The organism is Shewanella aestuarii (assembly GCF_014647215.1).
GTDB lineage: Bacteria > Pseudomonadota > Gammaproteobacteria > Enterobacterales > Shewanellaceae > Shewanella > Shewanella aestuarii.
Map to the genome: position 1 here is coordinate 23,778 of NZ_BMOT01000007.1, position 11,915 is coordinate 35,692.

The 11,915-nt window shown below is 41.5% G+C and carries 12 protein-coding genes; 8 read left to right on the forward strand and 4 right to left on the reverse strand.

Going from position 1 to position 11,915, the window contains the following annotated elements:
* Window positions 1-678 precede the first annotated feature (678 nt).
* Window positions 679-1,080 carry an acyl-CoA thioesterase gene (locus IEY03_RS11220; protein ID WP_188841649.1) on the forward strand — a complete coding sequence of 134 codons (402 nt, stop codon included), beginning with the start codon at window positions 679-681 and terminating at the stop codon, window positions 1,078-1,080.
* A gap of 18 nt (window positions 1,081-1,098) precedes the next feature.
* Here the strand turns inward: IEY03_RS11220 and IEY03_RS11225 are convergent, their stop codons facing one another.
* The gene (locus IEY03_RS11225) at window positions 1,099-1,347 is read right to left on the reverse strand and encodes a GNAT family N-acetyltransferase (RefSeq protein ID WP_188841650.1); all 249 of its coding nucleotides are present in this window, start codon (window positions 1,345-1,347) and stop codon (window positions 1,099-1,101) included.
* Window positions 1,348-1,356: 9 nt separating this feature from the next.
* Complete coding sequence (locus IEY03_RS11230; RefSeq protein WP_188841652.1) at window positions 1,357-1,791, reverse strand: acyl-CoA thioesterase; 435 nt, start codon at window positions 1,789-1,791, stop codon at window positions 1,357-1,359.
* Window positions 1,792-2,074: 283 nt separating this feature from the next.
* Between IEY03_RS11230 and IEY03_RS11235 the strand changes: the two genes are divergently transcribed.
* Window positions 2,075-2,986, forward strand: a complete 912-nt coding sequence (locus IEY03_RS11235) for a hypothetical protein (RefSeq protein ID WP_188841654.1) — start codon at window positions 2,075-2,077, stop codon at window positions 2,984-2,986.
* Between the two features lie 170 nt (window positions 2,987-3,156).
* On the opposite strand, the gene mtnC is transcribed toward IEY03_RS11235, so the two are convergent.
* Window positions 3,157-3,834 carry an acireductone synthase gene (gene mtnC / locus IEY03_RS11240; RefSeq protein ID WP_188841656.1) on the reverse strand — a complete coding sequence of 226 codons (678 nt, stop codon included), beginning with the start codon at window positions 3,832-3,834 and terminating at the stop codon, window positions 3,157-3,159.
* Between the two features lie 178 nt (window positions 3,835-4,012).
* Between mtnC and IEY03_RS11245 the strand changes: the two genes are divergently transcribed.
* From IEY03_RS11245 to IEY03_RS11265, 5 genes are all read left to right on the forward strand, one after another.
* Entirely contained in the window at window positions 4,013-5,173 is a 1,161-nt protein-coding gene (locus IEY03_RS11245) for an alpha/beta hydrolase-fold protein (protein WP_229778289.1), read from the forward strand.
* An 84-nt stretch (window positions 5,174-5,257) separates the two neighbouring features.
* On the forward strand, window positions 5,258-5,707 hold the full coding sequence (locus tag IEY03_RS11250; RefSeq protein WP_188841658.1) for a dCMP deaminase family protein: 450 nt from the start codon (window positions 5,258-5,260) through the stop codon (window positions 5,705-5,707).
* Between the two features lie 352 nt (window positions 5,708-6,059).
* A complete protein-coding gene (locus IEY03_RS11255) occupies window positions 6,060-6,389 on the forward strand; it encodes a c-type cytochrome (RefSeq protein WP_188841660.1) in 330 nt (109 codons plus the stop codon).
* 162 nt (window positions 6,390-6,551) lie between these two features.
* Window positions 6,552-8,279: a DUF3373 domain-containing protein gene (locus tag IEY03_RS11260; protein WP_188841662.1), complete on the forward strand. Its 1,728-nt coding sequence runs from the start codon at window positions 6,552-6,554 to the stop codon at window positions 8,277-8,279.
* 46 nt (window positions 8,280-8,325) lie between these two features.
* The gene (locus IEY03_RS11265) at window positions 8,326-9,708 is read left to right on the forward strand and encodes a tetrathionate reductase family octaheme c-type cytochrome (RefSeq protein WP_373290863.1); all 1,383 of its coding nucleotides are present in this window, start codon (window positions 8,326-8,328) and stop codon (window positions 9,706-9,708) included.
* 138 nt (window positions 9,709-9,846) lie between these two features.
* Here IEY03_RS11265 and hutI read toward each other — a convergent pair whose 3' ends face one another.
* Entirely contained in the window at window positions 9,847-11,073 is a 1,227-nt protein-coding gene (gene hutI / locus IEY03_RS11270; RefSeq protein WP_188842044.1) for an imidazolonepropionase, read from the reverse strand.
* Between the two features lie 117 nt (window positions 11,074-11,190).
* Between hutI and hutC the strand changes: the two genes are divergently transcribed.
* Window positions 11,191-11,898 (forward strand): histidine utilization transcriptional repressor HutC, encoded by a 708-nt coding sequence (hutC, locus tag IEY03_RS11275; protein ID WP_188841665.1) that lies wholly within the window; start codon window positions 11,191-11,193, stop codon window positions 11,896-11,898.
* Window positions 11,899-11,915 lie beyond the last annotated feature (17 nt).

Sequence of the window (11,915 nt, forward strand, 5' to 3'; positions counted from 1 at the left end):
ATAGATTTGCACAAAAATATTTTCTATTGTGCTATAAAGCCACTTAATAGCCACCCGTTAACTTCAGTTTTGGAATAGGTAATTTATCATCCGCGCCAAAGGTATTATGTGTTGTTAACTTGTCATCATTCTTCAATAAAGTTAATGCATTTAACGTTAGGCCTTACGATGCGAAAACCCAGCAATGCTAACAATATGAACGCTTTTGCTTGTTATGTACGGCGACTTATTGGGCAGGTTTTTGTCTGAAAAGTGAGGCTTTGCTGCAGCGGGGTTAAGCTATTGCCAAACATTGGTGGCATATCGAGCGAGTATACGAGCTCATTCAGTTCTCCGGCTTTTATAGCTTATTATCAGCGGGTTAGCATCACTGTTTGCATACCATTACATGCATCAGTATCTCCGTGACAAAGACTTCTTTGATGATTATTAGTCACTGAACTAGAATGGCGCACTGAATAATCTCAGCTCGGGATAATAAATGCATTTCAAACAGCTCTTTGAACCGCTAACTGCGTTGAGTTTACTTGAAATCGCTCGCTATTGAGGCGCAAGTTTGCTTTGTTATCTGCGCAACGTTCAAGTTTGATTGTAAGTGGCAGAATATTATCATTATCAATCTTCTTCATTCATCTTTTAACCCGAGTTAAGTTTAATAACAATAATAAGGAATATGCCGTGTCTGTTACTCAGTTTTCTATGGATTTAACCCCTCGCTTTTGTGAAACCGATGCTTTGGGGCACATTAATAACACAGTGATCCCTGTGTGGTTTGAAGCTGCAAGAGATCCTATTTTTGAAATCGTAAATCCAGGGCAAGATTTAACTAAGTGGAACATGATTATTGCAGGGTTTACCATCGCATTTAATGCGCCGACGTTTTATGGTAAAACCATCACAGTGAAAACCCATATTAGTCGCATTGGAAATAGCAGTTTTGAAATTGCACAAAGTTGCTGGCAAGACGGTAAGCAAACCGCCGAAGCGAAAACAACCATGGTGCATTACAACTACCAGACGGAAAAAAGCCAACCATTAGCAGATGCGGTAAAAGCGCAATTGGCAGGCTTAACGGGTTAATCAACTAGGCCTAGTTGATTAACCTAGAAACTTTTGTACATAACTGCAGCTGGCCTCAATGGTCAGTTGCTGCTGTTTAGCCCAGCTTAACCCTGTTCTGACCAAGCTTTCGGCGACACCTTTACCACGCATTGCTGGTGGTACAAAGGTGTGGTGAAAGTTCACGTTATGGCCAGTTAATCGGTATTCTAAAATTGCTTGCTGTTGATTAATTTCGACGAGAAAGCGGTGCATTTCAGCTTGATGGATAACAGATACCGTAGTCATATAAACTCCTTAGTCTTTTGTTTTAGCGTGTTGTTTCAATGCAACAAGTAGCGGCTCTGATAATTCAGCTTTTTTACCTGTTTTAAAATTAAACATAACAACCTTTGCCCAACCGATAGTCGTAACCGCCTGTTGTACTTCACTGTAAGCTGTGTAATGCATGGTAAAACGATCCGCGGCTATATCGCTAATGGTAACACCAACAACTAAGGTGTCTGGAAAAGTAACCGGTCGTTTATAGCGGGCGTTGGTTTCACTGAGTACTGGGCCTACACCGGTTTTATGCAAGTCTTCCAGAAAATTAAGTTGGTTGAAAAAGTCTAATCTGGCGGTTTCAAAGTATCTGAAATACACCGCGTTATTAACATGCTGCAAGGCGTCCATCTCGCCCCAGGCAACGGGGATTTTTGTGTGTATTGGGTGCGCTGCGATAAAGTCTTCCATGGTCTGTCCTTGTTTTGACGGTAAACGCTAATTTAAAACAATTGTTTAACTTGCGACCAATTTAGCAACCAATGATACTGACAACAAGTATTATGCTATTGTTTTGTTATCAAATGGATGAGTAGCCTAATGAATCCCCCTTCTCATGGTGGCTGCGATGATAAAAATGAGTCAGGTAGCCATGTTTGCAAGAATAAAATCGTTTAAATTACCTAAACCCATATCAATGCCTAAGCTTCTGTTGCAACAGCTTTTAAGTAAGGTTGTTACGATAAGAGACCAGTTGTCACTTGGGCAAAAATTTTATTTACTCGCTATAGGGCTTTTGCTGCTTAATCAACCTTTAACCTGGGTTGCGGCCATAAGCTTATTGGCAATTTTATTAGAGTTTTGGCCTGTTTTTGAGAAGGTTTGGAATAGTCTAGCAGGCAAGGCGGTATTACTGTTGTTTTATGCCATTATTGCCAATTTTGCTTTAGCCAATGCCAGTGCTGTGGTTAATGAAGTGGTGGGCGTTCCTGCGCAGCATTTTAATTACACCCATAATTTTGCGATTCTGCTGTATATTCCGGCCTGGTTTATCATTATAAGTGGCATAGTGATGTTTATGGTGCAGATCATGTCGCCAATGTATTTTGTGTTGATGTGGTTGTTAAAGCCACTCGGTATTTATTCTCCTAAACTGGTTGCTTATCAGGCTTTTCATCGTATTACCTTTATCATTCGAATTATTTTATCTGTGATTGTGCTTTATCATTTGTGGATGTTAATCGGATTAGATTTTGAAGATGACATAGATGATCCAAACAGCCAATTTTCTCAAGTATTAATGGGGCCGGATGAGCAAATCAAAGAGAAAATAAAATCTCAGCTTGAGCAAGCACAATTAGTTAAGGATCAGAAGGCTTTAGCCAATGATGATGAAGTCCTTCGCATGGATGTTAATATGGATAAGGAGATTGATTTTAAGCAGGTTCATCAAGATTATTATCGGGGTGTTCGCAAGGCGATTGCGTTTTTTGCCTTTACGTTTGAAGCCGACACTTTTTCCCGTTGTGACAAAGCCCCAGATTCTCATGTTGTTGAGCTGAATGATTATGAGATTTTAGAAATTGTGCCTGATAAGCAGAGCCAATATGGTTATCTATTTTCGATAAAACAATGTTATTCGGCGGCATTTCCATTGAATAAATAATGTCTATCCGAACTCTGGCAAATAAATCTATTTTCAGCGCAAACCGCGTTGTATTTAAAGCTATAGCCGTGCTAATTCACCTGTTAGCACGTTGCGAAAAGTAACAATTTTTGCCCAATAAAAAAACGACCATTAAGGTCGTTTTTTTATTGGTTAACTTTTACCTTAAATTAGCATTCTAACTCATCAAATGTGGTGATGATTTTGAATTTGGCAGTACGAGCATTAGGCTCTCTGACCATTTGGCAGGTTAGCATTCCTGCTGCGTCAGCCGCTTTTAATTCCTCAACCATATCTGAGATAAACAGCATTTGTTTGGGTTTCAAACTGATGGTATTGCAAATATTACTGTAGGCTTGTTTGTCTAACTTATTACCAGTACGGGTATCAAAATGGCCACTAAAATGTGTGGTTAAATCGCCGGCATCTGTGTGGCTGAACAGCAGTTTTTGCGCATCAACTGACCCTGATGAAAAACTGTAAATACGAATGTTTGCCGCAATAATGCGCTCAATATTGTCAATAAAGTCAGGATATATGTGGCCTTTGAATTCAGAACGATTATAGCCTTGCTTCCAAATTAGCCCTTGCAAGGTTTTTAATGGCGTGAATTTACGGTCTTCTTCAATCCATTGATTAAGAATTTCAGTTACACGTTCAAGGGTTGCATCTGGTTCTAAAGCAATATCTTTTACATCGCTAATGCAATAATCCACTAAGGCATTATCTTGATTTTTAGTTAAAAAATCAGCCATGGCTTTTTTAGAATATGGAAATAACACATCCTGAATAAAGTTAAGATCTGTGGTTGTGCCCGCTGTATCAACGATGATAGCTCTAATACTCATAATGCTTTGCGACTCCAAGGTGATGCTAATAATGAGATCCTATGCTTTATTGTGCAGCAAGGCTAGTCAAAACCCCTTAGATTTTCATATTTGTTAACTTATTCATAAGCTGCTAGTTTGTAAGCAAATAAGCTATTAAATAATAGCCAGTGCTAGATAAGTCATTCAAGGAACGAACATGATTAATATGTTGAAGCTAACTTCAACCCAGTATTTATGGGCTCTCATTGTCTTGTTATTACTGTCTCTGTCACCTCAATCTGCAGCACAACAAACACTTGATACCTTGAAGGTTACTTCGACAAGTTATCAAGGAAGTGCAGATTTCTTGGTCACATTACCCAATAAATATGCTGAAAATACGGATAAAAAATACATCGTATTGGTCGACTTCCATCCAGCAAGCCAGCCTTATTTAGCAGGGCTGCATCATTGGATGAGCCACAATGGCGGTTGGCCGTGGTTAGAAACGATTATTGTGACCGCGCCAGACGGGCATAAGGGCTTGGGCAAGCTAAAGACTTTTGATAATGGTGAGCAGGGCCAAGCATTTTTGAACTTTCTTGAACAGGATTTATTGGCTGCGATTGATAATAAGTATCGCACCAATGGATTTAAAATACTCAGTGGCTTTACCGGTAATGCCACATTAGGTTTGTTTACTTTAATACAAAGGCCGAAGCTATTTAATGCCTATATAGCCGCTAGTCCGATTTTAAGTGAAAATTATCTTTCAGTCATGAATGACACGCCAAACTTGGTCCCCACTCTTGCTGCACTAGCGCAACCGAGAATGCTATTTTTGTCGCGTGCCGATAGTGATTTTGAGCAAAGACAAATAGCCGATTTTGATAAGCTGGTAACGACATTAAAGCAAAAAGCCCCAAGCAACTTATTATGGCGCAGTAAGGTGTTTGACGGTTCTTACTATATGTCACAACCTGCATTGGCAACGATATATGCCATTGAGCAAATATTTAACGATGTACATACCATAATTAAACCCGATTCAGCTATTGGTAAAGCTGGGCCAGAAGCGATATATGCGCATTTTCAGCAAGTATCAAATAAGTATGGTTTTGCAGTCAGCGCAGCAGATTCATTGTTCGAATTGGCAAAATCTAAATCGGAGCCAAAAGATGCTTTAGTTGTTTATCAGTTTGCCGTGGATAAATACCCTCAAAATGCGCATACCCATCATGGCTTAGCGACAGGATTAGCTGCTGCAGGTGAAATGCCGCAAGCGATAGCTGAGTTAAAATTAGCCATTACGATGACAAAGCATCCGTTTTACCTGCATCATTGGGGAAAATTGCTTGAAGAATATCAAGCTAAATAACCCTGATAAGCTAAATTTCGTTTAGCTTATCAGGTATCATATATCAGCAGCTTAGCTTAATAATTTACCTATAAGGCAGTCATTATGATTTCAAAGTGGGCAAAACGTTTTTTTCAAATGGCTGAGCTTGTCGGCTCGTGGAGTAAGGATCCTTCCACGCAAGTGGGCGCGGTGATCACCAAACATAATCGTATAGTATCGGTGGGGTTTAATGGTTATCCACATGGTATTTCGGATAGTGCAGAAACCGACGACCGTGAGATGAAGTTACTGAAAACATTGCATGCTGAAGAAAATGCAATCCTGTTCGCAAAGCGTGATCTTGATGGTTGTGATATTTGGGTGACTCATTTTCCTTGTCCTAATTGTGCGGCGAAAATTATCCAAACTGGTATTACAGGGGTATTTTGCCCAGAGCAAAGCGATGACTTTTTATCTCGTTGGGGAGATAAGATTAAAATCAGCCAAGAGATGTTTTTACAGGCGGGTGTCAAAGTGAATTGGCTGCCCATCGATGAATTGAACAAAAAGTAAGCTTTACTTTCACGATAAAAAATCGCCAGCATCGGCGATTTTTTCATTTAACGGCTATTGTTATTTTGCAATTCAATGGGTTGAGCCATTTCTATCTTATTGCATTCGATGCAACATTTCTCCCTAGCGTACCTTTTTGTTTAATGCCAAGACCTGTTTGTTCTTAAACGCAGCAATGCTATAACCTGTTCAATTAGATTTTTATCAATAATATTTTTATCAATTAGATTTTTTGCATGAATATGATCAACATCAAATAATCATCTATCACTTTTGGGTAACATCATTAACAAGGCAGATAAATGAAGGTTTATTTGGCTTCAGTATAAAAATAGCCACTTTAGAGGTACAGATGATGAAACCAATGCAACAATTAGGCGTAGTAATTGCGGTGATATTAACCCTAGGCAGTACAGCAATGGCTGCAGATGGCGGTAACCCTAAAAAGGGAAAACATCTCTATAAAAAAGAATGTAAAGCATGCCATAGCGTAAATAGTGAAGGACCAGAGTTAACGCCAATGGCAAAAACAATGGGCCAATGGGATAGATTTTTCCAGCGCGATCAACATAAATCAAAGCCTGAAGTGTTTAAGGCGCTATCAGAACAAGAGCTAAAGGATATCCAGCAGTTTTTGTATGACCATGCAGCAGATTCAGATCAGCCTCAAACCTGCGGCTAACGCTTATATCGCTGATGTTATGGGCAGATTTTAGATAACACGTCATCAGCAAACCCAAATAAAGGTAGAAAAAGCGAGGATTAACCTCACGGATTTCTGCACCCTAAATTTAGCTAACTCGATTGATTTATCAAGGTTAGCGTAAAACAAGGAAGCACTATTATGCGAACCTTAATATCAATTTTAGTGGCAAACGCATTAGCAATAAGCAGCATGGCTGTTGCCGCAGACACGGTACAAGTAAACGATGATGCGCAAAAAATTGCCGAACTACAGCGCCAACTTGCTGACATAACTGATGAGCTTGACGATATTAATAGTCGAGTTGATAAAACCGAAAGACATAGCGCATTAGATAGAATTAGCATCACCGGAGACTTTAGAACCAAAGTCCATTCTTTGCATTACCAAAATGTCACCTGGAACCCTGCCATGAATGTCGATTTTTCAGACTTTGGCGCTAAGGCAATGTCAGGGGCATTTGGAGCACCTACGGATGCCAATTCGCCTCTAGGGCAAATGATGATGGCTAATCCTGAGTTGGCCCAAGCGTTTCAAAGTGGCCAATTACAAGGTGTGATGCCCTATGTTCTTGCGCCTAAAACCATGCAAGACATAGACAATGATTTGTTTTATACCACGCGTTTACGCTTAGATTTAAAAGCCAAGGTGTGGGATAACGTTAGTTTTTCTGGTCGCTTAGCTATGTATAAAAATTGGGGCGACTCAACCGGTACACAGGTTTTTGACTCTTGGCGATCATTCACTATGGACGGAACCAGCAGTGGCAATACTAGCGGTGACTGGTTAAGGGTCGAGCGTGCTTATTTTGACTGGCGTAATATTGGTGGTAGTGAAACCTACTTGTCGATTGGCCGTCGCCCCTCTACCTACGGCCCACCAAGTCATTACCGAGAAAATGAAATGCGCGGTGGGACACCATCTGGGCACTTAGTTAACTTCAACTTCGATGGTGCGACCTTAGGTTACAATCTTGGTGAAATAACCGGTATTGATGGTCAGGTGGTACGTTTTTGTTATGGTCAGGGATTTGAGTCTCAGTGGGGCAATGGTGAAATGTTTGGTGACATAGTGACCAAGGATACCCACTTAGGCGGCTTTAATATTGATGCCATCAATGATGGTAATCACTTCCTACAACTTACCCTTTTTGGCGCAAAAGATGTTAATGATGGTTTTAAGGGCACGATGGCATTTCCTACACAGTTAGCGGGTATTTTTGCCCCTACCATGTATCAAGATATGCAAAAGTTCGACAACTTTAACTTTGTCACCCGTGTGCAACCAAGTGGCGTCATTGGCGACATGTATTTAGGTGGTATCGGTTATGCCTACGAAAGTGATGACGACATTAAAGTGTTCGGATCGCTTGGATGGACTCGTGCTGAGCCTAATGGTAATAGCGGGTTATTTGGTGGCATGTTAAGTGATGCGGTATTTGAAGCTGAGCTAAATAGTACAGGGACAGAGATTATTATGGTGCCTAAATATGCCGATGATAGCTCATCTAAAGATGGTTATGGCATTTATGTGGGCATGCAAATACCTGCGCCATTTGGCAAATTTGGCTTGGAATATAACTATGGCTCTGAATATTGGACGCCATTCACTCAGGCGCAAGATGACCCAGTCGGCAGCAAGCTCGCCACGCGCGGACATGTGGCCGAGGCTTATTACATTTTTGACATTAATCCCCGTATGTTCATCAAGCTAGCTGGGCTTTATTACGACTATGAATACACTGGCAGCGGCACGCCCGTTGGCGCACCGCAGAAAATTGATGACGTAATGGAAGGCACTGCATTCTCGATGTTGCCTGTGGTAGATACGGCTTTTGATGTTAATGCCTCATTAACTGTTAATTTCTAATCATGGTGCCCCAGCTTGCTGGGGCAAGGAGTATACGATGAAAACCATGACATTATTTATGGTGCTGGCATTAAGTAGTCCACTTGCTTATGCAAAATTTGACCACAAAGAAGCGATAACAGGTCCCTTTACTCAAGGGAGTGACGTGACATCCCAATGTATTGAGTGTCACGAGGATCATGCCAAAGAGTTTATGAAATCATCGCATTGGACTTGGGAATTAAAGCAAGAACTCCCCGGAAGAACCGTAATGCGCGGTAAGAAAAATAGCATTAACAACTTTTGTGTTTCGATAAGCGGTAACGAACCTCGCTGCACCAGTTGTCATGCGGGATATGGCTGGAAAGACAATAGCTTTGATTTTTCTGATATGACCAAAGTAGATTGTTTAGTGTGTCATGACACCACAGGAACCTATGTCAAAGAACCTGCTGGGGCAGGCGAGCCTATGGCTAAAGTTGACCTCACACGGGTAGCACAAAATGTGGGTCAACCTGTAAGGGATAACTGCGGTACATGTCACTTTTATGGTGGTGGAGGTGACGCCGTTAAGCATGGCGATTTAGATTCATCCATGTCTTATCCAGATAAAGCAACCGATGTGCATATGGACACCGACGGTAACGATTTTCAGTGCCAAACCTGCCATACAACTGAAAGTCATCAAATTACCGGTAATGCGATGGGTGTATCGCCAGGTGGCGAAACCCCTATAGGTTGCGAGAATTGCCATGACAGTGCCCCACATCAAAATAAAAAGCTCAATACTCACACTGCCGCGGTGGCGTGTCAGACATGCCATATTCCATTTTTTGCTAAAAATGAGCCAACTAAGATGCGCTGGGACTGGTCTACAGCAGGAGATAAACTGCCAGAAACCAAAGATGAATATGGTAAAAGCACTTTTATGAATAAAAAGGGCACGTTTGTTTGGCAGAAAAATGTCCCGCCACAATATGCCTGGTTTAACGGTAACGCGGATGCCTATATGGCGGGTGATAAAATTGATCCTAAAGGTGTGGTAAAACTAACCTACCCATTGGGCAATATCGGTGATGCAAAGGCTAAGATTTACCCATTTAAAGTACATACGGGTAAACAAATTTACGACACTAAACATAATATTATTATTACCCCTAAAACCTATGGCGAAGGTGGATACTGGGATAAATATGATTGGGATCTTGCCGCAGACTTAGGCATGAAAGCCAATGCCACTATGATTGAAAAAGGCTTAAGTTATAGTGGGCAGCATGATTTTGTTGAAACTGAAATGTGGTGGAGAATTAACCACATGGTGTCGCCCAAAGATCAAGCTCTACAGTGCAGTGACTGCCATAACAAAGGTCAGCGCTTGGACTGGAAAGCATTGGGATATGATGGTGACCCAATGAAAAACAAGCAAGGTAAACGTCATACAGTGAAGTAACCTCACTAGTATTGATTATCCTCGCTTGGTATGCCCTGTATTAATCTTTCAAGAGCTTAAATCAATAGTCGATTTAAGCTCTTTTTTTGCCCAACTAACTGGATACATGTACCACCAAATGGCCTGGGTAAATGCTTGTTATTGTTGAATAATTTTGCCGGCTTTAATCACTTGCTCACACGGATTGACGCCAAAAGTATAAGCCAGCTCTGCGGGAGAGTTTATATCCCACAAACAGAAATCAGCTTGTTTGCCAGCGACTAAACTGCCGACATTTTTATCAATCCCCAATGCTTTCGCTGCATTGATTGTCAGGCCTTTCAGGGCTTCTTCCGGGGTTAGACGGAAAAAGGTGCACGCCATATTCAGCATTAACTTGGTTGAGCAAATAGGCGATGAACCAGGATTAAAATCGCTCGCAATCACCATTGGCACCTTGTATTGACGCAGTAACTCAATGGGAGGCAATTTTGTTTCTCGTAAAAAGTAATAGGCTCCTGGCAGTAATACGGCACACGTACCGCTTTCACTCAGCGCTTTTACTCCAGCCTCATCTAAATGTTCAATATGATCGACAGACAATGCGTTTAACCGTGCGGCAAGTTCACTGCCGCCAATATTTGATAATTGCTCGGCATGCAGTTTGATTGATAAGCCGGCATTTTGGGCTGCAATGAGTACGCGCTCTGTTTGTTGCAGATTAAACGCAATACCTTCACAAAAGACATCCACAGCATCGGCAAGTTGATGTTCAATTACCTGCGGTAGCATCTCATTAATGACTAAATCGACATAAGCATCAGGTTGGTTTTTATATTCGGCAGGAATAGCATGGGCGCCTAAAAATGTGGTCTTAACATCAATATGATGATGTTGGCCTAATTCTTTTGCGACTCGAAGTAGCTTGAGTTCAGTTTCAGTATCTAGGCCATAGCCTGATTTGATTTCAACCGTTGTGACACCTTCTTTAGCCAAAGCATTCAAGCGTTTACGCCCAAGATCAAACAGGGTCGCTTCATCAGCTTCTCGGCAAGCCTTAACGGTGGAAATAATACCGCCGCCAGCGCGGGCAATGTCTTCATAACTAGCACCCTGTAGGCGTAGTTCAAATTCATTGGCTCGACTGCCGGCAAAAACTAAATGAGTATGAGCATCAATAAGACCTGGAGTGATCCATTTACCTTTTCCGCGGTAAATTGGCGTGGCTAACGCATCAAACTCAGGAAGATCAGCGCGAGGACCTATCCAAGCCACTTTGCCGTCTTTTACGGCAATAGCAGCATTTTCAATTGCGCCATACGGCACTGATGATGCCGTATCCATAGTGGCAACATTGACATCAATCCATACTTGGTCCCAGTTCATAGCCATTCTCTTGATAAATTCTTTTTTGATTGTTAATCAAACAATACTTGATCTTGCTTGTATATACAAGCTAGGATGAGTGCAATAAATCTCCATTATTTGACGTTGGAACACCGCATGGCGTTGGCAAAATTTGCTGAAATAAAACAATTTATCCTTGCCCGTATTGAAGCGGGCGAATGGGAAGAGAACGCCCGTGTGCCATCAGAAAATCAACTCACCGAGATGTTTAATTGTAGCCGAATGACCGCTAGGCGAGCATTAACTGAACTGGTTGACGCTGGCATATTAGAGCGTACACAGGGGCTAGGGACATTTGTTGCAGGATTAAAATCGCAATCATCGTTACTGAATATCCGTAATATTGCTGATGAAATTAAAGAGCGTGGCCACGGCTACAGTGTTAAACAACTGGAACTTACCCAGATAGAAGCCATTGCGCCTATTGCGATTGCGCTGGGATTAGAGGTGGGAAGTCCAGTATTTTACTCAGTGTTGATTCATTGTGAGCAAGGCTTACCCTTGCAGTTAGAAGAGCGCTTTGTTAATCCGCATTTAATTCCCGACTATTTATCGCAAAATTTTACCCAGCAAACGCCGCACGAATATTTATCACAAGTGGCACCGTTAACGGAGGCGCGTCATACCGTTGAAGCCATCATTGCCAATGAGCAAATTCAGCAGCGTCTTGAGATTTTAGCCACCGAGCCATGTTTGCAAATTATTCGGCGTACTTGGTCACGTAAAGGGGTCGTCAGTTTTGCCCGCTTAGTACATCCCGGTAGTAAATTTAGATTAGGCGGCCATTTAACATTTAAACGTTAATGGCGTTTACATAACAC

Coding starts and splice junctions, on each gene's coding strand:
- IEY03_RS11225 (WP_188841650.1), bottom strand. CDS start 1,347: ATGACTACGGTATCTGTTATCCATCAAGCTGAAATGCACCGCTTTCTC.
- IEY03_RS11230 (WP_188841652.1), bottom strand. CDS start 1,791: ATGGAAGACTTTATCGCAGCGCACCCAATACACACAAAAATCCCCGTT.
- mtnC (WP_188841656.1), bottom strand. CDS start 3,834: ATGAGTATTAGAGCTATCATCGTTGATACAGCGGGCACAACCACAGAT.
- IEY03_RS11245 (WP_229778289.1), top strand. CDS start 4,013: ATGATTAATATGTTGAAGCTAACTTCAACCCAGTATTTATGGGCTCTC.
- IEY03_RS11250 (WP_188841658.1), top strand. CDS start 5,258: ATGATTTCAAAGTGGGCAAAACGTTTTTTTCAAATGGCTGAGCTTGTC.
- IEY03_RS11255 (WP_188841660.1), top strand. CDS start 6,060: ATGATGAAACCAATGCAACAATTAGGCGTAGTAATTGCGGTGATATTA.
- IEY03_RS11260 (WP_188841662.1), top strand. CDS start 6,552: ATGCGAACCTTAATATCAATTTTAGTGGCAAACGCATTAGCAATAAGC.
- IEY03_RS11265 (WP_373290863.1), top strand. CDS start 8,326: ATGACATTATTTATGGTGCTGGCATTAAGTAGTCCACTTGCTTATGCA.
- hutI (WP_188842044.1), bottom strand. CDS start 11,073: ATGAACTGGGACCAAGTATGGATTGATGTCAATGTTGCCACTATGGAT.
- hutC (WP_188841665.1), top strand. CDS start 11,191: ATGGCGTTGGCAAAATTTGCTGAAATAAAACAATTTATCCTTGCCCGT.